Here is a 24,033-nt window from a genome sequence, read left to right as displayed (position 1 = left end):
GATATCGATGTGACTTATAAATGAACTGGAAAAACCTTATGAAACTGTCCGTCGTTGGTCCCGTTCCACATGGTGGGGGAGAAAAAAATGGGCAGACGAGAAGCGATGCAACTGATGGCGACCGGACTCGGCCTCGGCGTTTCCGGGACCGCGGGCGGAACGCCCGGGAAAAAGGAAAACGCCGTTCGCGTCATGCTGAATTGGAAAGCCAACGCGACCCAAGCGGGCTACTTCGTCGCCAAGCGAAGGGGGTTCTACGACGAACAGGGGGTGACGGTTCGGGAGTTCGTCCCGGGACAAGGTGGAACCTTCGCGGCAAAACAGGTCGGGTTGAAACGACACGCGTTCGGCCTGAGCGACGCCGCATCCGTCCTCACGGCGCGAGGGAAGGGTCTACCCGTTCGTTCCTTCGGCACCAGCCAACAGCGAAGCGACGGCGTCGTCTACACGGTCGAAAAGGCCTTCGACGGGACGCTGAACCGACCCAAGCAACTGAAGGGAAAGACCGTCGCGGTCCCGAAGGATTCGCCGATGACGACGCTGACGAAGGCGGTGTTGAAACGCGCCGGGGTCCTCGACAGCGTGGAGTTCCTCGGCGTCGCGCCCGAACAGCAGACGCCGATGTTGCTGTCGGGTAACGCCGACGCCGCGGTGGCCATATTCGACTCGCCGACCGCACTCCGGCGGAAGGGCTACGACGCCTCGGCGATTCGACTCGCTGACTACATGCCCACCGTCGGACGAACGGTCGTTTCGCGCCCGGAATTCGCCCAGCGAAACCCCGAAACGGTCCGCGGATTCCTCCGGGCGACGGCGAGAGGATGGGCGTGGGCCGCTAACAACCCCGAGAAGGCGATGGACGTGATGGTCGCGGCGAAACCGAGTCTGAAACAGGAACGGGGGATGGGCGTGTTCAAAATCAAGTACACGACGGAGAATCTCATCGCGGCCGGGAAGCGAACGCGCTGGGGCTGGCAACACCCCAAATCGTGGCGTACCGTCAGCAACGCGCTGTTCGAGACGGGCGTCGTGCCGAAGACCGACGTGGGTGCGGCGTGGACGAACAGGTATCTCGATACCGACTACAGATACGTCGGCGACTACGCCGCTCAAATCGTGGCCGACCGGTAGCCCGATGGAGTTCAGCCAAACCGCAGAATCGGAGTCCGATACGAACCCGAACGCTGACTCCGAACCTGAACGGCCGGAAATCTCCGCTACCCTCCCGCTTCGGAGTCGCTCCGGTCCACTGGCGGCTCTCACGGGAAGCGTCTTCCTCGTGCTCCTCTCGTGGCAGGCCGCCGTCGCCGTGTCGAACGTTCCGACGGTCATCCTCCCGTCTCCGGGCGAGATTTGGGCTACTGCCAGCACCAATGCCGGGTCGATGTATCCGCACTTCGTCTACACTGGCACGGAAGCGTTAGCGGGATGGACCGTCGGCGTAGGGAGCGGTATCCTTCTCGCCACGACGATGGCGGCGTCCGCGCGGCTTCGAGCCGTCCTCTATCCGACGCTCCTCGCGGTTCGAATCGTTCCAGTGGTGGTGTTCGCGCCGTTGTTCATCCTCGCTTTCGGCGCGACTGTCACCACGCGCGTCGGCATCGCGGCCCTGCTGACGTTTTTCCCGGTGACGGTCACCACCCTCGACGGACTCCGCTCGGTGCCGAAGCGACACCTCGACCTCGGCCGTCTCGTCGGCGCGTCACGGTGGCGATTGTTGGTTTCCGTCCGCCTTCCACACGCGCTCCCGGAACTGTTCACGGGTATCAAAATCGCCACGCCACTCGCCGTCGAAGGCGTCCTCATCGCGGAGTTTCTGGCCGCGACGCGCGGCGTCGGATTCGAACTGCTGGAAACGGCTAGACTGCTTCAGACGCCCCTCCTGTTCGCGTACTTGGGGGTTCTCGTTGCCGGGACGCTCGTCCTGTTCGGTGCCGTCGGAGCGGGAGAACGGTCGGTCGCACCGACGGGAGAGACGGGTTCGCTCGGCGAGTCCTTCGTCACGGGACGTCCAGTCGGCGAACTAGGCCAGGAGGCGCTTCCCGGCGCGTTCGTCGCGCTGCTCGGCATTCTCGTCGTATGGCAGGTCGCGGCAGCGGTCCTCCCGAACGCCTCGGTGTTCCTGCCCCCGCCGAGCGACGTGCTCACGACGCTCCTCTCGTCCCCCGGCCTGTTCGTCGCCGCCGGCTATGCGACCGCCAAAAAGCTTCTCGTCGGGTGGCTCCTCGGCGCGGGGGTCGGCATCGCACTCGGCGTCTGTATCCGCTTCGTGCCGTGGCTCCGAACCGTCCTGTACCCGTATCTGGTCGGCGTTCGCGTTATGCCCCAAATAGCGGTCGCACCGCTCCTGCTCGTCTGGTTCGGCGTCTCGTTCGAAGCGGCGGCCGTCGTGGTCGCGCTCTCCACGTTCTTTTCACTCGCCGTCGGTACCGTGGACGGACTCGCCGCCACGCCGAACGAACACGTCGAACTCCTCCGGTCGGTCGACGCGCCCCGTTGGCGGGAGGTGCTGTTCGTCCGGTTCAGACACGCCGTGCCGTCCCTGTTCGCCGGCGTCAAACTCTCGGTCGTTACGGCGCTCGTCGGCACGGTCATCGCGGAGTGGTTCGTCGCCGAGCGCGGGTTGGGCGTACTCGTCCTCCAGGGGATGTCGGACTTCGCGCCCGAACTGACCTTCGCGGCGGCGGTCTGCTTGTTCGCCCTCGGCGGTGTCGTCTTCGGCGTCGCGGCCGCGCTCCAGCGATACGTCTCGTGGTGACGTGGCGACGGACAGGGGCCGCCGGGAACGGGGAACAGAGTTTTACCGTCGGTCATTGCACGTCTTGTGGATGCGGGTCCGGGAGTTTCCGGTGTTAGGGGAGGACGACCGACCGGTCATCGACCGACTGACGGGTGGGCTCGGGGAGCCGTCGGCGACGGTACTCGCGTATCTGTTGCTCCGGAACGAGGAGTTCTCGACCGAAGCGGCGTCCCTACTCGCGATTCGGGTCGGAACCGGTTTGAACCGCAAGGCCGTCCGGGACGCGCTCTCGAGACTGGAAAACCGGGAGTTGGTCGAGACGGCGACGGTTCGTGACGAGACGCCCGGCCGCCCGCCGACGGTGTGGCGGACGCCCCGAAACGTACGGGACACGGTCGAAGCGGTGTACGAACGCCACGCTCGAGGTTTGATTGGCCGAGCGCGGCACTTCTCCGATTCGGACACGCCCACGTCCACCACCGCTGTCTCCCCGGGATACCCGACGAACGCCGACGTTTCGCTGGCGCTGAACTGGCGACCCAACGGGCTTCACGCGCCGCTTTTCGTCGCCGAGAAAAGTGACGCGTACGAGGAACGCGGTCTCTCGCTTCGATTCGACGTCAACCGAGGGTCGCGGAACGCACTCGATGCGCTCCTCTCGGGCGAGGCCGACATCGCCGTCAGCGGTGCGGCGACGGTCCTCCGGGCGAGAGCGAACGGGGAACCGGTCGTCCCCATCGCGTTACTGTTCCAACACGCAATGACGGCACTCTACGGCCTCGAATCGGCGTTCGACGGCCCGTTCGAACGCGTGGACCAACTGCGAGGCTTGCGAATCGGTACGCCGCCCACTTCGGAGACGGACCTCCTCGGACGGCTGTTCCTCTCGCAAGCGGGCGTGCTTACCGACGTCGAACTCGTCGAACTCCGCGGCGAGGAGCGCGACGCCCTGTTGTCCGGTACCGTGGACGTCGTCACGGGGTCGTTTTCCGACCCTCGCCACCTGCGTTCGGACGGCATTCCGGTCGAGTCGATACTGGTCGCAGAACAGTTCCCCCTTCCCGGTCCCGCGCTGGTCACGACGGCCCGGAACCTCTCCGAACGCGAATCGGAACTCGTCGCTTTCCTCGCCGGAACGACCGACGGGTGGACGGCCGCGAGGACGAATCCGACGCACGTCCGTGATGCTATCGCGGAGCGAAACGAGAAAGCGAGGGACGGCGAGGGCGACGGGAACGAACTCGGCGCTGACCGCGAACGTCACACCTTCGAGGAGGCCGTCGCGGAGTTCGGTATCACCGACACGGTTCGGAAGCGGGGGTGGGGCCGGAGTCGAATGGAGGGGTGGGACCGACTGGAAACCGCACTCGAACGAGTGGGTCTCCTCTCACCCGAGGAGTTCGAACGGTGATCGACCTGAGCAACGTGTCCGTCTCGTTCGGGGCCATCGACGCGCTGAGGGATATCGATATGCACGTCGAGGAGGGAGAGTTCGTCACCGTCATCGGGCCGTCAGGGTGCGGGAAGACGACCCTCCTCCGAACCGTCGGTGGTCTTCGAACGCCGACACGCGGGCGGGTTCGATTGGACGGGCGCCCGCCAGACGAGGCCAGAAGCGAGGGGGAGGTCGGCGTCGTCTTCCAGCAACACACCCTGTTGCCGTGGAAAACCGCCGTCGAAAACGTCGTCTTCCTCCGCCAAATGGCGGGGAAACCCCCTGATTCCGACGGCGCGCGGGAACTCCTCTCGACAGTCGGACTCGACGGGTTCGAGGACCGCCGTCCCGCGGCACTCTCGGGTGGGATGAAACAGCGGGTGGCTATCGCCCGCGCGCTTCACCTCGGTGCGAACGTGTTGTTGATGGACGAACCGTTCGGCGAACTCGACGAACTCACCCGCGACGAAATCAGTCTCGAAGTCCTCGAACTCTGGCGGCGGGAGCGAAAGACGGTGTTGTTCGTCACCCACAGCGTCCCCGAAGCGGTGTTGCTCGGGGACAGATGCATCGTTATGGATGACGACCCCGGAACGGTTCGTGCGACGTTCGACATCGACCTGCCCCGTCCTCGCGACGGGACGACCTTCGAAACCGACGACTATCAGCGCTCCGTCGCGGCCATCCGTCGGTCGCTTCACGGCCGGTAGCTCAGCGTACCGAAAGGTCGCCGTCCGATTTCGCCTCCGTGAACTCCACTTCGATTTCGAGCTCGCTCTCCCGCCCCCCGGTGAACTCCACTTCGACCTCGATTGGTTCGTCGTATTCGAAGGGGATTTCCCACTCGCTCGTCGAAACCGTGAGGCGTGTGTCGTCCGCGATTTGGTCCGCGAGTTCGTGGAGGAACGTCGCGGTCTGTTCGCGGGACAGTTGGACTTCCCGCTCGAAAAACCCGTCCGTCACCCTCGACCGTTCCGAACTACTGCTCGTGGGAAGTTCGACGTCGTCGCCCATACGACGTCCTCGACGGGTAGGTCATTAAGTCATCGTGCCCGACACGACCCGACCTCGTGGCGTACTTCTTTGACGACCGCTGTCGTATTCCGTGTGATGTCACTGCTCGACATGCTCGGGAGCAAGCCGCGACTCGAGATCCTTCGCCGTCTCTCGCGCGAACCGATGTACGTCTCCGAACTCGCCGAGGAGGTCGGGATGGACGGAAAGACGGCCGTCCATCACCTGACGGCACTGGAGGAGGCGGACCTCATCGAACCGTACCGGCGGGGGAACCGCAAGTACTACCGACTGACCAAGGTCGTTACCCTCCGTGCCGCACCACAACCCGAGCGGACGTTCATCGTCCAAGCCACCGACGTCGACGACGGAACGGCATAGACACCGTCGCACGATCGATTCACCACTTCGGGAGTCGATTACGGAGACCGAGAGAGAGATTTTATTTACCCGAGCGTTGCATCGTACGAAGTGACAGACGAATACGACGCCGTCGTGTACGACCTCGACGGAACGTTAGTTCGACTCGCCGTGGATTGGGCCGCCGCCGCGGAACCCATCAAACCGATACTTCGGGACCACGGGGCCGGTGGGGACGCGGATGCGGACGACGCCCTCGACCTACTACCCGTCGCGGAGTCGCTGGGCGTCGAAGCGAAGATAGAACCGCACCTCGCGGCGGCCGAACGCGTGGGTGCCAGGGGGTCCGAACGACTACCGCTGTTGGACGAGTTGGCCGACGCCAGCCTCCCCGTCGGCATCTGCTCGCTCAACTGCGAGGACGCGTGTCGCCTCGCGCTGGACGCCCACGGCGTTCCGAACGCGACGGACGTCGTCGTCGGCAGGGATTCCGTCGAGGAGCGAAAACCGCATCCGCAACCGCTGCTCACCGCGGTCAGAGAACTCGGTGCGACGCCCGAGCGTACCCTCTTCGTCGGTGATTCGGACAGCGACGCGGTCACAGCGGAGAGGGCCGGAACCGCGTTCCGGCGAGTATAATAGCGACAACACGGGGAACTGGTTCTCCCCCGACTTCGGAACAGTTCGTCTCCGTCTCACCGTAGTACCCGTGATGGTATCGCGACATAGGATATACACCTCTGCTGGTCGACACGAACCGTTCTCGAACTCGACGGTACACGTCTCTTCTATCGCAGCGTTCGGAACACCGGAGATGCGGTTCGACGGTTAAAGTGAAGATACCCGGTTTCGTTCGGAGCGTCTGTTGGTGCGTCTCGGATGAGGATACGAGGCTGGAAGGCGTGGATGACACGACGGTTCGGAACGCTTTCCATCGGCATCCAAAGGTTCCCGAGAATCGACTGTGATTCTCAACTCCTTCGGGACGGAATTCACTCCGGAATCTACCGCCACTTCCTTCGGGAACTGTTGTCGCCTCCAGTGAGAAACGGCCACGAGACACCACCAATCGTGACGGGAAAAGTGAATAAACAGGTGTTCCTATCGGCTGCCCCTCACTAATAGTTGGAAAAACAACCATTACGTCTCTTGCTCTCTCAAAATATTATCGTCTTTCGTATGACCAAAATGGGCAGTAGTACAGTCCCACTAAACGAGATATTGTTCCCATTAGCCACGATATGGGGTGCTATATCTGAAGATAAGTTCGCTTATCACTCTCTGTGGGACAAGTTAATGTACTCGGAGTGTGACGGAAAACTATGACCGACGAGGGGACGGAACGAACGGTCGTCAAAACGTACATTCCGAGATACCAGAAGGACGAGTGGCAGGCCCACGCCGACGAACTCGATATGAGCCAAAGTGAGTTCGTCAGGGCCATGGTACAGGCCGGCCGACGGGGGTTCGAGACGAACCCCGTGGAGGACCATTCTAGGGGGTCGAACCCTGGGGGGAACGACCTCGAAACACGGTTGCTCGAAATCCTCGCTCGGGAGGACAATTTGTCGTGGGACGAACTGATCGAGCGACTCGCCGGGAACTTCGAGGACCGGTTGGACGACGTGTTGAACGACCTCCAATCGAGAAATCGAGTTCAGTACAGCGGCCGCCACGGCGGATACGTCCTCGTCGGAGGTGTCGATGGCGACGAGTAGCCCCGCTAATCCAAATCCGGACGACCCGGTGGGGTACTTCCTTCAGGACCTCCTCTACCACGGGAAGAGCGAACGCACTCGCGGCGCGTACGAACGCGTGTTGCGACGGTTCGAGACGTTCCTTTCCGACCCCGACCGAAACCCGTCGGGCCGAAGCGTTACGCCGGGAGAGGCGACCCAACGGGATTGCATGGCGTGGATTCACACCCTCCGCGGAAACAATGCCGAAAGTACGATAGCGACCTACGCATCCTACCTCCACCGATTTTACGCCTATATGACGCAGGTCGGCGCGTTCGAATCCAACCCGATGGCACTCGTGGTCGAGGAGATGCACGAATCCATCGACAAGGACCCGACCCGCCGCGAAATTTCTATCGAGGACATGCGCGGGTTCGTGGGGGGAATCACCCACCCGCTAGAGCGCGCCGTCGTTTGCACGCTGTTGAAGACGGGGATGCGTGTCGGTGAGGTGAGCAACCTCGATTTACGGGACGTGAACCTCGCAGACGAGGACGTTCGGTCGGCGTACACCCTCGGAACGCGCCCGCGACTCGACGGCCGCCCGGATTCCATCTTCGTCGCCACCGACGCGGTGCGGGGACAGGCGATTAACGGCGAAGAGCGTACCGCCTCGAACAAGCGAAAGCGCGACACCGTCGTTCCGGTGGACGACGAACTTCGGCGAGTACTCGTCCGGTGGTTGGCGATTCGACCGGACTCACCCTCTCCCGCGGAACCGTTGTTCGTCAGTACGAGCGGCGATTGGGGGCAACGACTTACGCCGAAGATGATTCGAAACGTGGTCGAGCGCCACGCTCGCGACGCCGGGTGGTATCGGACCGGCGGCGGCGCGGAGGAGAACGTCACACCCCACTATTTCCGGCACTTCTTCACGACGCACCTCCGCGACAGGACCGGGGACCGGGGTATCGTAAAATATCTCCGTGGTGACGTGGCGAGCGACATCATCGACACCTATACGCACAACTGGGGCGACAGGGTGCGGGAAGTGTACGAGGAGAACATCTACTCGCTGCTGTAGCCGCGAAGCGGTCGGCAACGGGTGGTGATTGTGTCGGGAACGCTTCTCGACGGCGATTTTCTCACTTATCGGTTAGAAACGCTCATCGCCTGTCGTGCTGTTGCATCGTCGGGTAAAACCGGGTGTTCTAACCGAGTTGACCCACATGAGATGTCTGATTGAATTCATATAAGATTATTGGGACGGCCCATTTCGAACTGATAAATCACATCTCGCTATATAGAACTGTGGCGAGATTCCCGGAGATTTCGGAGAGTGTTTTTCAGCACGAGACCTCTCGGTCTATGCTTCCCGCAAAAATCGTCGGTCCGTGAAAGCGGACCTATTCGCTCCCGGTGGCGCGTTCGAACTTCCGCGAGGCGACCATTCCGAGGGCGATACCCAAACCGAGGACGACGAAGCGAGGCGGTCCTCGCCGCGGCTGCCGTCCGTACTGTTCTCCCGATTCCCTTCGACCGCATTCGGTGCCATCCAACTTCGACTGAATGGGGCATGATGTTCGAGCCATCGAGTAAACGAACGGGTCGGCACTCCCTCAAGATTCGTTCGAACATGTTCACCCCGGCGGAATCCGGGGGTTTCGTCAGTTGGTTCGATACGTCCCACGAAAACGTCAACCCGACTCGGCGAAGAACTCCTTTATCACCGTCTCCTCGGCGCGGTGGAGAACGACGCTCAGCGTCGATTTACTCACGTCCAACTCGTCTGCCAACTCCGTGAGTGAACACCGCCTCGGCGTGTCGTAGTACCCTCCTCCGATGGCTCGGGTGATGAACCGATGCTGACGGTCGGTGAGGAGGTCCTCGGGGTCGGCCGACTGTCGAATCCAGTCGATGACGAAGGTGAAACCGCTGCGTTCGAGTTCGTCCTTGAACTGGGAGAGGCGCTCGTGTGTGGTCGTGAGTTCACAGACCATCCAGCCGTCTTCGAGTGTGTAGGGAAACTGCGGTAAGTTCCCGGAAGCGAAGACGGCGCGGTACGCCGACGGAACGAACGGCAACTGAAACTGGAGCAAGACGGTCCGTTCGTCGCGGTGTATCACCTCGGAGAACATCTCGACCGGAACGTCGTCGAAGATGCGAACGACCTTTTCCGGGTCCGTCGTCGTGGCCTCCAACACGACGACCAACCCGTCCTCTCCCGGATACGCGCTGAGGATTCGAAGCCCATCGTTCGGATGCTCGACCGAGTGGTTGAACGGCCCACCGGGCACGCTCATCGGCGGCTTGAACTTCACTCGTGCGCGGGGCATACGTCCCCTTCGCTGGCGGCGCATATCGGTGTGGCTACGAACATGTTCGAGCGAAAAGCGACGGTTCTCCAAGAGCTACTGCTGTCGAATCTCCGCTCGCTGGCCCTTCTCTATCGGCGCACCGACCGTGTTTCCCCACTCGACCCACGACCCGTAGTAGTTGCGAACGGCGTCGTAGCCGAGGAGTTCGTGGAGGACGAACCACGTCAGAGCGGAGCGCTCCCCGATACGGCAGTAGGTGATAACTTCCTCGGTTCCGTCGATGCCTCCGTCTTCGTAGATGGTTCGAAGGTCCTCTTTAGGTCTGAAACGACCCTCGTCATCGACGACTTGGCTCCACGGGATGTTGACCGCGCCGGGGATGTGGCCGCCGCGTTGGACCCCCTCGTTCCATCCGGGCGGCGCGAGGATTTCACCCCGGTACTCCTCCGGCGTTCGAACGTCGATGAGCGAGGCGTCTCGCGGTATCGCGTCCAGCACGTCCGGTTGGTCGGCGCGGATGCTCGCGTCCGGGTCCGCCGCGTCGTACGACTGTTCCGTGAACTGTGGCACGTCGTCCGTCATCGGTACGTCGCGGCCCAACCAGCTTTCGCGCCCGCCGTTCAGCAATCGCACGTCGTCGTGCCCGTAGTACGTGAGGAGCCAGTAGGCGTAGGCGGCGAACCAGTTCATCATGTCCCCGTAGAGGACGACGGTGGATTTCTCGGTGACGCCGTGCCCGCCGAGCAGCGCCTCGAAATCGCCCTTCGTCGGTACGTCGAACGTCGTGGAATCCTGTAGTTCGGTCTTCCAATCCACTTTCGTCGCACCCGGAACGTGGCCCTCGTCGTAGTTGCTCGGGTCGATATCGACTTCCAAGAGCCGAAACGAGGGGTCGTCGCGTCGAAACTCGTCGAGCCGGTCGACCACCCAGCCGACGGAAACCAGCGCGTCGGTGGTTTCGTTGGTCATCGTGCTACGTTGTGGTGGGAACCGCATTAATCCCATGCCGTCCCCGACCGTTCATTCGAGCCACCGATTGCCCTCGTCGCCGCCGACGTAACGGTGAGCGAGTTGCGCTTCGGCCTGTCGAAGCCGATAGGAGAGCGTCGAGCGGGGGACGTCGAGGTCCGCGGCGATTTCGTCCAGCGTCGCCTCGCGCGGCGTCTCGTAGTAGCCCGCTTCGATGGACGCGCGGAGCGCCGCTTCCTGTTCTTCCGGCATGGCGACGGTCGCAATCGAGTCCTGTCGCCACCCGCTCGCGTCGCGGAGGTGCCCCATCCGAAACGTGAGGCCGGTCCCGAGTCGCGCCCCGAGGTCGTCGTAGAAGACGCCGACGTTCTCGTCCGAGCGCATTAGGACGCGCCACCAGTGGGTGGACTCCCGCCGCCGCGTCTCGAATATCAACCCCGTCGGGAGGTGTTTTCCCGCCAGCGTGTGGACCGACTCACAGCCGCGGATGTCCGTCAGATAGGTGTAGAGGACGAGTTCGTTCGAGGACCGTTCGAGAACGTCGTGGTAGCGGGTAGCATCGCAGTTTCGCTCGGTTACCGACTCGCCGCAACACGAATCGTCGAATCGAACCGCCTCGATGCGGTCGAGTGCGGACTGTGGCCCGGAGATGCGCTCGATGCGCCAGAACCGGTCCTCGGTCACGAACCCATCGAGCGAGTGGGCGACGGCGGACGGGTGGTCGATGAAGACGTCCGTGACGGGGTCGGCCCCTTCCTCGTACTCGATGGCGAACGTGAACTCCCGCATTCACCCCGATGAGGTCGGCCCTCGGGCAAAAAGACTGCCATTGGTGGGTCGTCGAACCGCGGTCAGAACAGCGCCTGTACGACGACCAGCATCGCCGTGGCCACGACGAGGAGGGCGAGAAGGACGACGAGTATCGGCTCGTAGCCCGTCGAACGGAGTTCGTCGAGTCGCGTTTCCAGACCCAATCCAGCGAACGCGAGGAGGAACGCCCAGTCGGAGGCGTTCGAGAGGGAGGTTATCTGTGCCTCCGAGAGGAGGCCGAGGTTGGCGACGAGGAGGACGGCTACAAACCCGAGGACGAACTTCGGAAACGTGTTCCAGAGGAATCGCCAGTCGCTGGGCGCTTCCGCGGCGGTTCTATCGCTTCCGTTGATTTCGTTATCCCCGTCGGTTCGTGACGGTTCGCCGGTACGGCGGGCGTAGTACAACGCGTAGGCGATGGCCGCGAGTCCGATCATCGAGTTCCGGGTGAGCTTCACGAGGAGCGCCCACTCCCCGGCGGTCTTCGAGAACGTGAACCCGGCGGCGGTCACGGGTCCGGTGCTGAACATGGTCAGTCCGGCCCATATTCCGAAGACGGTGTTCGAAAGTCCGAGCGCGTGACCCACGAGCGGGTAGACGAAGAGGGTGGTCGAGTCGAACAGGAGGACCGTCGCCGCCGCGTACGCGACGTGCGTCTCGTCCACGTCGATGCTCTCGGCGATGGCGACGACGGCGGACACGCCACAGATTCCCGACCCGGCAGCTAACAGGGACCCGGTCTCCTCGTGAATCGAGAAGACCACCCGGGCGAGGAGTTCGACCGCTAAAATCGTCGTCGCGACGGTCACGACGACGAGGAGCAGAATCGTCGGCCCGGCGGCGACGATGCGGTCGAGGGCGACGCTCGCCCCCATGACGACGATTCCGGCTTCGAGCCAGACCTTGTGGGTCTCGACGCCGGGTCGCGCCCAGTCGGGAACCCCGTAGACGTTGCCGATGAGCAACCCGAGGAGTATCGTCACGATGAGGTAGTTGAGTCCCACGGCCGACGCGACGAGACGGGCGAGGAGGCCGACTCCGAGGAGAACCGCGAGCCCCGGAACGAACGTCCGTCGCATCGTCACCACGGAATCGAGACGCCGAGCGAGACGGCGAGCAGGAGCACTAATCCGAGACAGACCGCCTGCCAGTCGTTTTCGAGGTTCGTCCACCACCGCAACAGGGTTTCGGAGGGAGGAACGGTATCGCTCACAGTGGACGATACTCCGGACGGAACCGAGATACGAATTCGGTTGGCGCACGACAACTTTGTCGCACGCCAACTTTCGGGAGTGGAAAATCCTCCCCCGATTTCGGAACGGACGAGGGAGAATCCGTGGTCGTTCGGCTTCGTTCACCGAGAAAATTCGTCACGGAAAACATATTACGGGGCTTCCGAAACAGTGGTCGCATGCCCGGCGCACGCATCGACGGCGACGAGCGAATCACGCTCAGAACGGTGGAAGAGGAGGACGTGCCGTTCGTCCAGCGCGAGGCGACGAACCCGAAAATCCGCTACCCGATGGGGAAACCGCTCAGGACTCGTGGAGAGGTCGAGGAATTCCTGGAAGAGGAAAACGCGGACCGATTTCTCGTCTGCCTCGACGGGGACGATGCCGGTCCGGATTCTCCGGAAGAGGGAGACACGCGACGAATCGGGTGCGTGGGTGTCGAGGACGCGGCGTGGAAACGCCCGGAACTCGTCTACTAGTTGGTTCCCGAAGAACACGGAAACGGTTACGGCAAAGCGGCCGTCTCGTTGGTCATCGATTACGCGTTTCGGACGTACGACGCTCCCGCCATCGGTGCCGGAGCCTTCGCGTTCAACGACGCGTCCCGCGGTCTGCTCGAATCGCTCGGGTTCGCCGAGGAAGGCCGCCGCCGCAAGTTCATGTTCATCGACGGAAAACACCGCGACATCGTTCAGTACGGCCTGCTCCGCGAGGAGTGGCGAACTGGAGAACGCGCGTAGCGACTACTATTCCGCCTTCGGCGGTCGTTCGTGCCACCAGAATCCATCGACCGGTTCGAACGCGGTTCGTTTCCGACCGGTTCGGAACCGCTCCGCGTGAAGAATTTCGGTTCCGTTCTCCGCGCCCTCGGGGAACGGCCAGCGCTGACTGTCGTGTCCGATTCCGTCGTACGACATCCCTGCATACAGCGGGTTGACGCGCGTGAGTTCGTCGAAGATGTCACTCGGTCGGTCGTATTCGAATCGAGCGTCGGTGATTCGGCGACCGATTTCGACGAGGATGTCGCGGTCGTGTCGAACCCCGTCCGGCGGTGCGGTCATCGGACGCATCCGCTGGACCTGTCGGTCGAGGTTCGTCACCGTACCACTCTTTTCGGCCCACAGGCTCGCGGGAAGCACTACATCGGCGTGTTCGACCGTTTCGGTCGGGAACGCCTCCTGAACGAGCAGGAAGTCGAGCGATTCGAGCGACCGGGCGACCGCCTGTGTCTCCCGCTTGCTCACCGCGGGGTTCTCGCCGATGACGTACGCGCCGTGAATCGAATCGCCGAACGCTCGAACCGCGTCGAGTTCCGAAAGGCCAGGGTCGGACGGTAGAGGCGTTCCCCACTCCTCGGCGACGGCTGACCGTGCGTCGGAGTCCGACACGGGTCGGAAGCCCGGTAGTGTCGATGGACGACAGCCGACGTCGTTCGCGCCCTGTTCGTTCGTGAGGCCGCGAAGGAGGTTCATCCCCGTTCCGCGCTTGCCGATGTTGCCCGTCACGAGGAGGAGGTCGATGAGCGCGTCCGCCGTCGCGGTTCCCCGGTGGTCGTCCTCCTCTGCCCCCGTCCCTGCGATGACGGCGGCCCGGTCTGCGCTGCCGAAGGCTTCGGCGACGCCGCGAACCGTTTCTGCATCGATGCCGATTCGGTCGGCACACGCCTCGGCGGAAAGGCCTTCGAGCGACTCCGCGAACGCATCGAAGTTCGTCGTCCGCTCGGCCACGAACTCCTCGTCCACTAACTCCATGCCGAGGAGTTCGGCGACGACGGCTTTCACGAACAGCGCGTCGGTGCCGGGGGCCGGTGCAACGTGGAGGTCGGCGAGTCGCGTGGTCTCGTTCTCCCCCGGGTCGGTCTGAATCAGCGTCGCGCCGTCGTTGACCGCCGGGCGAACGTACGAGTTGAACGCGATAGGCTGCTGTTTGGCCGGGTTCGCACCGACGACGAGAAAGATGTCCGCCTCGGAAAGGTCGGAAAGCGTGTTGGTCATGCCCGGCGAACCCAACCGTTCGACCATCGCCTTGACCACCGACCCGTGACAGATTCGAGCGCGGTTGTCGACGTTGTTCGTTCCGACGACGCGAGCGAGTTTCTGGAGGAGGTAGTTCTCCTCGTTGGTACAGCGCGGCGCGCCGAGGAACGCGAGCGCGTCCGGTCCGTGAGCGTCGAGGATGCGCTCGAACTCGGCTTCGATGCGGGAAAACGCCGCCTCCCACGTCGTGGACACGAGTTCGCCGCGCTCTCGAATCAACGGTTGTGTCAAGCGATTTTCGGCGTCTAACCCGTCGAACGCTTGAATCCCGTTTCGACAGAGCCGTCCCTCGGTGTTGACGGGTGCGCCGTCACGCCCGACCGCTCCGTCGCGTCGCTCGCTGTACCGAAGCCGACAGCCCACCGAACAGCACGGACAGACGCTTTCGACGGTTTCGTCGGGCGCTTCTCTTCGGCTCATCCCTTCGGAACGTTGCCCTTGAGGACGTTGTAGGTGACGCCCAACCCGGCGAGGGCCATGATGATGAGCAGGGTGAACAGCGCGTTCGGAACGACGGTTTTCGTCCGGAAGAGGTTGCTTCCGCACTCCGGGCAGGTGATGCTCATCGTCTCGAACTGCGCCCCGCAGACGGTACACTCGTGAACGTCGTGTTCACGGTCGCTTTGGACGCCGACGAGGCCGTTGTCGATGCCGAGCAGTCGTTTGACGGCGTACGAGCGGTTCATACTGATCCCGTGTGCTGTTCGCTGATGTGGTCGCGGAGTTCGTCCTCGGTGTCGAACGTTTCGTGACAGAACTGACACTCGTTGTCGGATGCGGTTGGATTGTCTGGCATGGTGTGATGGAATGTGGTCGATTTTACTCAGTCGTCGTCATCCGCAGCGACTTTTCGTTCCTCCGTTCGTTCGTCGCCCCCCGTCGGGAGGACCCGAACGTCGGTGACTTTGTACTCCGGAACGTGCGCCTGTGGGTCGAGGTGTTCCTCGTCCGTGAGTTTGTTGGCGACGTCTCCTCCTAAGTAGTGCATCGGAACGAAGACGTCCTCTCTGCCCGGTCGCTCGGTGATCTGTGCGATGGCCGTAATCGAGTTCTTCCGGGAGGTGATTTCGACCTCCTGTTCGTCGATGATTCCGAGTTCGTCCGCGGTGTCGGGATGGATTTCGACGAACAACTCGTCCGTGTAGGAGCGGATTCCCGGTTCCCGGTTGGTCATCGTCCCGGTGTGATACTGGTAGAGGACGCGACCGGTCGTCATCGCCAACGGGAACGCCTCGTCGTCCATGTCCGACTCGACCGGACCGGAGACGGTGGTCGGGAACATGTGGGCCTTCCCGTCCTCCGTGTTGAACTCCTCCATGTAGAGGTGGGGCGTCCCCGGATGGTCCTCGTCCCAGCAGGGCCACGGGATGCTCCCCTCGGTTTCGAGGCGTTCGTGGGTGATGCCGCCGTAAATCGGCGTGAGGTCGTTGATTTCGTCCATTATCTCGCTCGGGTTCCGGAATCCCCAGTCGTAGCCGAACCGTTCGGCCAGTTCCTGCGTGATGACCCAGTCGGGTTTCGCGTTTCCGGGCGGGTCGATGGCCCGCTTGACGAGTTGGACGTGGCGCGTCGAACTCGTGAACGTCCCGTTCGTCTCGACGGGAGCGTTCGCGGGGAGGACCACGTCCGCGTACTTCGCGGATTCGGTGAGGAAGATGTCCTGTACCGCGAGGAACTCCAAGTCGTCGAGGATTTCCTCGGCGTGGCTGACGTTCGGTTCCGAGTACACCACGTTCTCGCCTTGGATGAACATCCCCCGAATCTCGCCGCGGTCGGCGGCGAGGAACTGTTCGGTGATGGTGTGGCCCTCCTCGTCCGGGAGGTGGTCCACGTCGTAGGCCTCCTCGAACTTCTCGCGCGCGTCCTCGTTCGTCACCTTCTGATAGCCGGGGAAGTTACCCGGAACTGGCCCCATGTCGCCGCCGCCACCTTGCACGTTGTTCTGGCCGCGGAACGGTGCCAGACCGGACTTTTCGGTTCCGACGTGACCCGTCACGAGTGCGAGGTTCGCCATCGAGATGATGTTCTCCGTCCCGTGGCTGTGTTCGGTCAACCCGAGCGTCCAGCAGAACGTACACGAATCCGCTTCGGCGATGGTTTCCGCCGCGCGTTTCAGTTCCTCCGGTGGGACACCCGTCTTCTCCTCGACGAACTCCGGCGTGAACTTTTCCAAACCCTCCTTTACGTCCTCGAACCCGACGGTTCGCTCCTCGATGAACTCCTCGTCGTGGAGGTCGTTCTCGATGATGTGCCGGGTCAGTCCGTTTATCCAAACGGTGTCGTACCCCGGTTTGATGCGGGAGTACTGCGTGGCGAACTGCGCGATTTGGACCTTCCGCGGGTCGAAGACGAACATGTCCGCGTCGTTGTCCTTGACGTTCTGTTTGATGCGGGTCGCCAATACGGGGTGAGCCTCCGTCGTGTTCGACCCCGTGATGAGATAGCAGTCCGTGTTTTCGAGGGCGTCGGTGCCGACAGACCCGGCACCGAATCCGACCGTTTGGGACAGTCCCGAGACCGTGGGCGAGTGACAGAGTCGGTTGCAGTTGTCGATGTTGTTCGTTCCGAGCACCTCCCGGGCGAACCGCTGCATCAGGTAGTTCGCCTCGTTCGACGTCTTGGACGAGGAAACGAGACTCAATCCGTTTCGTCCGTGTTCGTCCTGAACCTCCTTGAGTCCCTCCGCGACGCGGTCGAGTGCTTCGTCCCACGACGCTTCCCTGAACTCGCCGTCCTCCTTGACGAGCGGTTGTGTAAGCCTGTCGTCGCTGTTCGCGTATTTATAGCCGAACTTCCCCTTCACACACGTTGAAATGCCGTTTATCGGCGCTTTCTCGGGGTTGGGGCGCACGCCGAGGACTTCGCCGTCCTTCGAGTAGATGTCGAATCGGCACCCGACCGCACAGTAGCCACACGTCGTGTCGGTGACGTCGACCTCGCTGAGTCGGTAGTCGCTCAAGGCGTCCGCCATGTCGAACAGGCGACCCTCGGACATGGTGTTCGCGGCGACGCTCTCGGCGACGTGTTCGACGGGTTCGAACGCCCCGCTTTCCCCGACTTTCTTGCCCGCGGTTTGGGCCTGTTCTTTCGCCCGTGCCATGAATCCCGCGACTCCTTCTTTTTCGGTGCCGTCCTCGGCACCTTTCGTTCCCGGTGTTTCGTCAGTCATCGTCGGATTTCGCACCTCCTTTGCGGCCCTTTCGGCGTTCTTTCATCGGCGTCATCTGCCGAGGTTGATGCTCGTAGTCCTCGCCGATCGCCTTGCCGATGCTGTTGTGTTGGTTGAATCCGGGCACCGGTATCGTGGCGATGTCGGTCATGTTCTGTTCGACGAGCGCACCCGTCGGACAGACCGTCGCGCAGTGACCACAGGAGACGCAGGTCGATTCCATCATCGTCTCCGCGCCGTTCTGGAAGCCGATACGCGTCTCGCCCGCGTTGCCTTCCATGCGCAGGACTCCCTCGACCTGTACGTCGTTACAAGCCTCGACGCACCGGTTGCAGAGGATGCACTTGTTGCGGTCTATCTGGATGAACGGCGAGGACTCGTCGATGGGTTCGTACTCGTCTCGGTCGTCGAAGACGCCGTATCGCGGTTCCACGACGTCGTTTTCGATGGAGACGTCCTGTAGGTCACAGCGACCGTTCTTCCCGCAAGTGGTACACCTGAGGTTGTGGTCCGAGAGGAGGAGGTCCAAGTTCACGTCCCGAGCGTTCGCGGCCTCCTCCGCGTCCGTACTGATGGACATTCCGTCCTCCGCCGGGAAACTACAGGACGGGACGATACCGTGTTCCTCGGTTTCGACCATGCACGTCCTGCACTCGCTTCGGGGACCGATTCGCTCGTCCTCGTCGTACGAACAGAGCGCCGGGACGTAGCCCTCCGTCTCCACCTGTTCGACCGCATCGAGGAGCGTCGCCCCTTTCTCCACCGATACCGTCTCTCCATCGACAGTGATGGCGGCGTTGTCTGCCGACCCCACGTCGGGGTCGTTCGCCGTCCCCGTGTCGATGTAATCGTTCAACGGAAGGTCGGGACCACCCTCGTCGCGTGAGTCCTCCCAAATCGGGTCGGTACTCATCTCTGCCTCGGTTTGGGGGCCTCTATGGCCGTTTTCTTATTACAAATCGTGCGACGACGCATTGAATAACACACCGCATACGCGTATCACGAGATTCCACTTAGTCCTGCTGGCTGATCTGGTCATTTCCCCAACACCACCGACGCCGAACGGGCAACGACGTTATATCCCAGAAGGCCGAGTTCGTAATCCATGCCTGTCGTCCGATACCCCGTATCCGTGGGAGGTGTGGACGGATGACCGACGAATCGACCGGCACCGGGCCACGGTCCGTCGAACGCGAGAAGTTGGAAGCGGACCCCGGCGTGTTCGACTGGCCGTACGACGTCGAGGAGACGAGCGTCTGGCCGTTCGTCTGTGCGTCCGGCGTCGGAACGATGTATCTCGGTGCGGCCATCATCATGCTGACGTTCGGGAACGACGCGCTCCTTCCGCGTTGGCCCGGTTTGATACTCTTTCTCGCCGGGATGGGTGGGTTCGTGACCGGACTCTTCGGCTGGGTGTATCAGGGGTTCATCTACCGATACTGGTTCCGCGGGACCGACCGCCACGACACCATGACGCTCCGGACGGCGATGGTGTTGTTCCTCCTCACCGAAGTCGGCACCTTCGGCGGCGGGTTCACCTACTACTTCTACATCCGCGCTAACCCGTGGCCTCGGGGAACCGTCCCCGAACTGTTGAGTCCGGTTCTCCTCATCAACACGGTCCTCCTCGTGACGAGCAGCGTGACGATGCATTACGCCCACCGGGCGATTCAGGAGGAACGTCACGAGCGGTTCGTTCGACTGCTCGGTATCACGGTCCTCCTCGGGGCGACGTTCATCGCGGGACAGGTGTACGAGTACCACGACTTCATCGTCGAGAAGGGGTACACGATTTCGAGCGGTATCTTCGCGAGCGGCTTTTTCGGCCTGACCGGACTGCACGGCCTCCACGTCACGCTCGGCGTCCTGTTGCTGACCATCGTCCTCGTTCGCGGCTGGTTGTTGGACCAGTACTCCACGGACCGAATGACCTCGATAAGCACCGTCTCGATGTATTGGCACTTCGTGGACGCCGTTTGGCTCGTCCTCGTCACGGCCCTCTACATCGGTGCCTCGCTCGACGTGCCGAAGTAGGTGCCCTCGTCCGCCGCCAATAGGCTATTTACGAACCACGATGAACGTCCTGTGGAGCCGTTCACATGCTCGGATTGACCCGCGAGCAGCTATCGGACAGCGTGCCAAACGTCGTTCCGTTGACCATCATCATCGCACTGACTGCCCTCTTCATCGCGTACAACCCGTGGGGGTGGGGGGATTGGTTTCTGATAACCGAAATCTTCGGTCTCCATCTCGTCCCGCTGGTCGTACTCGGGCCGGTGACGTACGTCCTCGTCAAACTCGTCAGCGAGTCCACCGACGGCGAGTCGGAAACCGCGGAGCAGATGAAAAAGTGGTTCGCCGCGGAGTCGGCGGAGTCCGAAGAGGGAAGCGAGGAGTCCGAGGAGAAACACGACACGGGGGTACCGGCGAGTCGTTGAGGGGGCGTACAGTGTTAATACTTCGTACAGAGGACGGAACCGGTCATCTGCACGGAGTAGTACGGGCAGATGTAGGTCGTCATCTCTTGGCTCGACTCGAACGTCATCGACACCGTTTCACCCTTCCTCGAGGATACGGCGGACTCTTCGAGCGTGTCTTCCATGCTGTTCTCGATGACGAGTTTGTGTCGGACGCCGTCGAGGTTTTCGAACTGGACGCGGATGGATTTGCCCGGACGGAACTTGAGTTCGGGGTTCAACTCGCCGTTTATCTCTTCGGGTGCGATGCCACGCCATCCGGTCATCTTCGCACCGAGTGTGTACTCTTCGTGGGAGAACGCACCCGAGGCAGGATTTTCCGGCGTGTTGAAGTTGAAGCACCCGGCGAGGGAGGAAAGCGTCGCGGCCGAACCGCCGCCAACGAGTCTGAGCATTTTCCGTCTGCTCGTCGATGTGGGCCGAACCATTGTGAGCGGTACTTCCGCGAGATGCAAAAGGACTGTGGCGGTGTGGTTCCATCGAAGACGGCCGGTCGGAAGGCGAAGGTATGATTAGCCTCGATACCGTCGGTGTGGCAACGGGAAGCATGGGGCGGAAAATCGCACCGAAAATGGATACGAACCACCGATGCACAGGATAGTACGCGCGACCGGTTCCGGAATGATAGCAACGACAGTGATGATATTCGCGCTGCTCATCATCGACGTAGAAACGCGGTCGAAACTCTCGCTGTTCGAAGCCCTCGCTCGATTCTTCGGCGTTTCCGGTCACGTCGGCTTGGGCGTCATCTTGTTCCTCGTCTTCGGCATTCTCGTTTGGCCGGTCGTCTTCGTCTACGTCAACGGGTATCTCCCGCCCGAAAACGACCCCGCGGTGAAGGGGATGCTGTTCGCAACCGTTCTCTGGGTTGCCTTCATCCTCATCGGGAGCGCACAGATGGACGTCATCTTGGTGTTGTTCTATTTGGTCGTGACCCTCCTCGCACATCTCGCGTACGGGTTCACGTTGGGACTGCTGTACGGATGGACCGAACCGACACCGACCGCTCGACCCGCGAACAGCGGTGTGTGAGTTCGATTCCATCCACGCCGACGGCGAGCGAAATCGCTTGCATCAACGTCGTCATCGCTTCCACCAATCGCTCTCATGTGGTAATTCATACCTGTCCCCTAACCTCGCAACAAACTTTATGTGCTCAGTTCAGGTCACTAGGCACGTGATTTTCATGGCATTCGAAACCACTACCGGGGGAATGACGCGGTGACGAGCGTCCCGTTGATACTCGTCGTCGTGGCCCTCGCCGGGGGAACGACGGTGTTCCTCCGCCGTTTTTGGACTGGTTCACGCGGAGCGCGTGCGGACGGTGGAAGCGTCGTAACCGAATCGGAGGTGGACATACCGAACGTCTCGGACCTCCTCAAGTGGCTGTTGACCATCAATCACCGTCGAATCGGCGTTCTGTATCTCATCTTCGGAACCGTCGCGGGGTTGTGGGGGGCTACCGACGCGATGATGATGCGGACGGAACTGCTGAACCCCGAAGCGACCGTGTGGACGGTCGAAACGTACAACGCCCTCTTCACGACGCACGGGTTGACGATGCTGCTGTTGTTCGTCACGCCGGTTTTCACGGGTATCGGGAACTACTTCATCCCCATCCTCATCGGTGCCGACGACATGGCGTTTCCCCGGTTGAACGCCATCGCGTTCTGGTTGCTCCCTCCCTCGTTGCTCCTCGTCCGACTGGGTCTCACGTCCGAAATCGTCGGGCGACTGTTTCACATCGTCGGTATGGACCTCGGATTTCTCTTCGCGATTCGACCGCCGGAACTCGGGTGGACGCTGTACCCGCCGCTTTCCACGATGACGAACAACCCCGAGACGGACATCCTCCTCCTCGGGATTCACCTGTCCGGTATCGCGACCACGTTGGCCGCCATCAATTTCATTATCACCATCCTGCTCGAACGGGACGACGACGTCCCGTGGGCGCACGTCGATATCTTCTCGTGGGGCATCCTCACGATGAGCGGCATCATCCTGTTCGCGTTCCCGTTGCTTGGGAGCGCCGTCATCATGCTGCTACTCGACCGGAACTTCGGAACAACATTCTTCTCGGTACAAAGCGGCGGGCCAATTCTGTGGCAACACTTATTCTGGTTCTTCGGTCATCCCGAGGTGTACATCATCGTCCTTCCGGGACTCACGCTCGTCAGTCTCATCCTCCCCAAGTTCTCGGGGCGGAAGGTGTTCGGCTTTCGCTACATGGTGTACACGACGTTAGCCATCGGCGTCCTCTCGTTCGGCGTCTGGGCCCACCACATGTTCGCCACGGGCATCGACCCGCGCCTTCGGATGTCCTTCATGATAGTCTCCGTCGCCATCGCGATACCGAGTTCGATAAAGACGTTCAACTGGATCGCGACCATGTGGAACGGAAACATCCGCTTCACGGCACCGATGTTGTTCTGCATCGGCGGCGTCAGTACGTTCATCGTCGGCGGGATTACCGGCGTGTTCCTCGCGTCGATACCGGTGGACCTCCTCATGCACGACACGTGGTACGTCGTCGGTCACTTCCACCTCGTCATCATGGGCCTCATCATCTTCGCGATGTTCGCGGGAAGCGACTACTGGTTCCCGATTCTCACCGGCAAGATGTACAACGAACGACTGGCGCTCGTCCACGTCGTATTGACGTTCGTCGGCGTCTGGACGACGTTCTTCCCGATGTTGTTATTGGGTGCGTTCGGGTTGCCGCGGCGATACGCGACGTATCCTCCCGAGTTCACGTTCCTCCAACAGGTCGCGACGGTCGGCGCGTACATCATCGGACTCGGCGTCATCGTCTGGCTCTGGAACATGGTCCAGTCGTACCGGATGGGCGACCGGGTTCGTGATGCCGACGTGTGGGACTTGAAGGAGACGGACCAGTTCTCGCGAGAGTGGCAGTGGTTCGAAAAGCGATTGGAGGAACGGGAGGGAGAACGATGAGACGGACTCGACTGTGGGGTTTCCTTCCGATTCCGCTGGTGGTCGCCGTGGTTTCCGTCTTCGCGCCCGCCGCGGAGTACAACTCCGCCACCGAAAGACTGCTCCGTAGCCTCCATCACGAACTGCTCTGGGTCGCGGTTCCGCTCGCCGTTATCGTCGAGGCCGCGCTGTTCTACGCGATGATAAAGTTCCACGACAACGACGACCCGAAGCCGACCAAACAGAACCGCCGCCTCGAAATCACGTGGACCATCGCGACCGCCGTCGTCTTGCTGTTCGTCGGTGCGTCGTCGTACATGGTGCTCGCTAGTCCGATGGTTTCGACCCAACCCGGACAGAGCCACGTGGGAAGCGATGCCGTCGACGTTCACATCGTCGGGCAGAACTGGTTCTGGAGGTTCGAATACCCCGACAGCAACGTGACGACGACGAACACGCTCGTCCTTCCCGCGAACCGAACGGTGTTCTTTACCATCACCTCGAAGGACGTCGTTCACTCCGTTCACATCCCCGCACTTGGAATCAAGGAGGACGCGTTTCCCGGCCGGACGAACACGTACAGAACCCATCTCACCGACACTGGAACCTATCGTCTCTACTGCGCCGAGTTCTGCGGAACGGGCCACTCGAAGATGCTGGCGACGGTCAAAGTCGTCAGCCCGGAGCGATACCAGCAGTGGCTCCGCAAGCAGAAACGCGACGCTTCCGGGAGTTCCGGTAACGCGTCCTCGAAGAACGCCACCACGGGTTCAGCGTGAAGACGGCGAGCGAGTACGACTTTCGGTTGAACTATCCGATGGAGGATATATTTTCAGGGGAGAATTTGTGCACACAAAGCA

Annotated in this window: 26 protein-coding genes and 1 pseudogene; 14 read left to right on the top strand and 13 right to left on the bottom strand. The window is 61.9% G+C overall.

Annotated features, from left to right (window positions below; all coding sequences use genetic code 11):
* Positions 1-87 precede the first annotated feature (87 nt).
* From AC1XDK_RS13520 to AC1XDK_RS13505, 4 genes are all read left to right on the top strand, one after another.
* A complete protein-coding gene (locus tag AC1XDK_RS13520) occupies positions 88-1,131 on the top strand; it encodes an ABC transporter substrate-binding protein (protein ID WP_483350424.1) in 1,044 nt (347 codons plus the stop codon).
* A gap of 4 nt (positions 1,132-1,135) precedes the next feature.
* On the top strand, positions 1,136-2,758 hold the full coding sequence (locus tag AC1XDK_RS13515; protein WP_483350423.1) for an ABC transporter permease: 1,623 nt from the start codon (positions 1,136-1,138) through the stop codon (positions 2,756-2,758).
* Positions 2,759-2,828: 70 nt separating this feature from the next.
* Complete coding sequence (locus AC1XDK_RS13510) at positions 2,829-4,151, top strand: ABC transporter substrate-binding protein (RefSeq protein ID WP_483350422.1); 1,323 nt, start codon at positions 2,829-2,831, stop codon at positions 4,149-4,151.
* Positions 4,148-4,885, top strand: a complete 738-nt coding sequence (locus tag AC1XDK_RS13505) for an ABC transporter ATP-binding protein (protein ID WP_483350421.1) — start codon at positions 4,148-4,150, stop codon at positions 4,883-4,885. Before AC1XDK_RS13510 ends, AC1XDK_RS13505 begins: the two co-directional genes overlap by 4 nt.
* 1 nt (position 4,886) lies before the next feature.
* On the opposite strand, the gene AC1XDK_RS13500 is transcribed toward AC1XDK_RS13505, so the two are convergent.
* Positions 4,887-5,189, bottom strand: a complete 303-nt coding sequence (locus tag AC1XDK_RS13500; RefSeq protein WP_483350420.1) for an amphi-Trp domain-containing protein — start codon at positions 5,187-5,189, stop codon at positions 4,887-4,889.
* 96 nt (positions 5,190-5,285) lie between these two features.
* On the opposite strand from AC1XDK_RS13500, the gene AC1XDK_RS13495 reads away from it, so the two are divergent.
* The 4 genes from AC1XDK_RS13495 (at position 5,286) to AC1XDK_RS13480 (ending at position 8,312) form a co-directional block, all read left to right on the top strand.
* Positions 5,286-5,570, top strand: a complete 285-nt coding sequence (locus AC1XDK_RS13495; RefSeq protein ID WP_483350419.1) for an ArsR/SmtB family transcription factor — start codon at positions 5,286-5,288, stop codon at positions 5,568-5,570.
* A 90-nt stretch (positions 5,571-5,660) separates the two neighbouring features.
* Entirely contained in the window at positions 5,661-6,188 is a 528-nt protein-coding gene (locus AC1XDK_RS13490; protein WP_483350418.1) for an HAD family hydrolase, read from the top strand.
* A gap of 683 nt (positions 6,189-6,871) precedes the next feature.
* Complete coding sequence (locus AC1XDK_RS13485) at positions 6,872-7,267, top strand: DUF5805 domain-containing protein (protein ID WP_483350417.1); 396 nt, start codon at positions 6,872-6,874, stop codon at positions 7,265-7,267.
* Positions 7,254-8,312, top strand: a complete 1,059-nt coding sequence (locus tag AC1XDK_RS13480; protein ID WP_483350416.1) for a tyrosine-type recombinase/integrase — start codon at positions 7,254-7,256, stop codon at positions 8,310-8,312. Before AC1XDK_RS13485 ends, AC1XDK_RS13480 begins: the two co-directional genes overlap by 14 nt.
* Positions 8,313-8,634: 322 nt before the next feature.
* Here the strand turns inward: AC1XDK_RS13480 and AC1XDK_RS13475 are convergent, their stop codons facing one another.
* The 6 genes from AC1XDK_RS13475 to AC1XDK_RS13450 all read right to left on the bottom strand — a co-directional run bounded on the left by AC1XDK_RS13475 (position 8,635) and on the right by AC1XDK_RS13450 (position 12,538).
* Positions 8,635-8,820, bottom strand: coding sequence for a hypothetical protein (locus AC1XDK_RS13475; RefSeq protein WP_483350415.1), 186 nt, complete (start codon positions 8,818-8,820; stop codon positions 8,635-8,637).
* Between the two features lie 105 nt (positions 8,821-8,925).
* Positions 8,926-9,564: a helix-turn-helix domain-containing protein gene (locus tag AC1XDK_RS13470; protein WP_483350414.1), complete on the bottom strand. Its 639-nt coding sequence runs from the start codon at positions 9,562-9,564 to the stop codon at positions 8,926-8,928.
* Between the two features lie 75 nt (positions 9,565-9,639).
* The gene (locus AC1XDK_RS13465; RefSeq protein ID WP_483350413.1) at positions 9,640-10,515 is read right to left on the bottom strand and encodes a sulfurtransferase; all 876 of its coding nucleotides are present in this window, start codon (positions 10,513-10,515) and stop codon (positions 9,640-9,642) included.
* Between the two features lie 51 nt (positions 10,516-10,566).
* Positions 10,567-11,304: a helix-turn-helix domain-containing protein gene (locus AC1XDK_RS13460; RefSeq protein ID WP_483350412.1), complete on the bottom strand. Its 738-nt coding sequence runs from the start codon at positions 11,302-11,304 to the stop codon at positions 10,567-10,569.
* Between the two features lie 62 nt (positions 11,305-11,366).
* Entirely contained in the window at positions 11,367-12,404 is a 1,038-nt protein-coding gene (locus AC1XDK_RS13455) for a YeiH family protein (RefSeq protein WP_483350411.1), read from the bottom strand.
* A gap of 2 nt (positions 12,405-12,406) precedes the next feature.
* Entirely contained in the window at positions 12,407-12,538 is a 132-nt protein-coding gene (locus AC1XDK_RS13450) for a hypothetical protein (RefSeq protein ID WP_483350410.1), read from the bottom strand.
* A 198-nt stretch (positions 12,539-12,736) separates the two neighbouring features.
* On the opposite strand from AC1XDK_RS13450, the pseudogene AC1XDK_RS13445 reads away from it, so the two are divergent.
* Positions 12,737-13,297 (top strand): annotated as a pseudogene (locus AC1XDK_RS13445) (GNAT family N-acetyltransferase).
* A gap of 6 nt (positions 13,298-13,303) precedes the next feature.
* On the opposite strand, the gene AC1XDK_RS13440 reads toward AC1XDK_RS13445, so the two are convergent.
* From AC1XDK_RS13440 to AC1XDK_RS13420, 5 genes are read right to left on the bottom strand one after another with little or no spacing between them, the layout of a single operon-like run.
* Positions 13,304-15,013, bottom strand: coding sequence for a molybdopterin oxidoreductase family protein (locus AC1XDK_RS13440; RefSeq protein ID WP_483350409.1), 1,710 nt, complete (start codon positions 15,011-15,013; stop codon positions 13,304-13,306).
* Entirely contained in the window at positions 15,010-15,279 is a 270-nt protein-coding gene (locus tag AC1XDK_RS13435) for an FmdB family zinc ribbon protein (RefSeq protein ID WP_483350408.1), read from the bottom strand. The genes AC1XDK_RS13440 and AC1XDK_RS13435 overlap by 4 nt, the downstream gene beginning before the upstream one ends.
* Entirely contained in the window at positions 15,276-15,389 is a 114-nt protein-coding gene (locus AC1XDK_RS13430) for a C2H2-type zinc finger protein (protein ID WP_483350407.1), read from the bottom strand. Before AC1XDK_RS13430 ends, AC1XDK_RS13435 begins: the two co-directional genes overlap by 4 nt.
* A 27-nt stretch (positions 15,390-15,416) precedes the next feature.
* Entirely contained in the window at positions 15,417-17,762 is a 2,346-nt protein-coding gene (fdhF, locus tag AC1XDK_RS13425; protein WP_483350406.1) for a formate dehydrogenase subunit alpha, read from the bottom strand.
* The gene (locus tag AC1XDK_RS13420) at positions 17,755-18,675 is read right to left on the bottom strand and encodes a 2Fe-2S iron-sulfur cluster-binding protein (RefSeq protein ID WP_483350405.1); all 921 of its coding nucleotides are present in this window, start codon (positions 18,673-18,675) and stop codon (positions 17,755-17,757) included. Before AC1XDK_RS13420 ends, fdhF begins: the two co-directional genes overlap by 8 nt.
* A 236-nt stretch (positions 18,676-18,911) precedes the next feature.
* Here AC1XDK_RS13420 and AC1XDK_RS13415 point away from each other — a divergent pair, with 236 nt between their 5' ends.
* Positions 18,912-19,796, top strand: a complete 885-nt coding sequence (locus AC1XDK_RS13415; protein WP_483350404.1) for a cytochrome c oxidase subunit 3 — start codon at positions 18,912-18,914, stop codon at positions 19,794-19,796.
* Between the two features lie 65 nt (positions 19,797-19,861).
* Positions 19,862-20,200, top strand: a complete 339-nt coding sequence (locus AC1XDK_RS13410) for a DUF6684 family protein (RefSeq protein ID WP_483350403.1) — start codon at positions 19,862-19,864, stop codon at positions 20,198-20,200.
* Between the two features lie 14 nt (positions 20,201-20,214).
* On the opposite strand, the gene AC1XDK_RS13405 is transcribed toward AC1XDK_RS13410, so the two are convergent.
* A complete protein-coding gene (locus tag AC1XDK_RS13405; RefSeq protein ID WP_483350402.1) occupies positions 20,215-20,634 on the bottom strand; it encodes a cupredoxin domain-containing protein in 420 nt (139 codons plus the stop codon).
* 193 nt (positions 20,635-20,827) lie between these two features.
* Between AC1XDK_RS13405 and AC1XDK_RS13400 the strand changes: the two genes are divergently transcribed.
* From AC1XDK_RS13400 to coxB, 3 genes are all read left to right on the top strand, one after another.
* Complete coding sequence (locus AC1XDK_RS13400) at positions 20,828-21,271, top strand: DUF6789 family protein (protein WP_483350401.1); 444 nt, start codon at positions 20,828-20,830, stop codon at positions 21,269-21,271.
* Positions 21,272-21,460: 189 nt separating this feature from the next.
* Positions 21,461-23,194, top strand: coding sequence for a cbb3-type cytochrome c oxidase subunit I (locus AC1XDK_RS13395; RefSeq protein ID WP_483350400.1), 1,734 nt, complete (start codon positions 21,461-21,463; stop codon positions 23,192-23,194).
* The gene (gene coxB / locus AC1XDK_RS13390) at positions 23,191-23,952 is read left to right on the top strand and encodes a cytochrome c oxidase subunit II (protein WP_483350399.1); all 762 of its coding nucleotides are present in this window, start codon (positions 23,191-23,193) and stop codon (positions 23,950-23,952) included. The genes AC1XDK_RS13395 and coxB overlap by 4 nt, the downstream gene beginning before the upstream one ends.
* The last annotated feature ends 81 nt before the right edge of the window (positions 23,953-24,033 follow it).

This window comes from Haladaptatus sp. HS23, from assembly GCF_056892285.1.
This window is presented reverse-complemented; position numbering and strand designations above follow the sequence as displayed.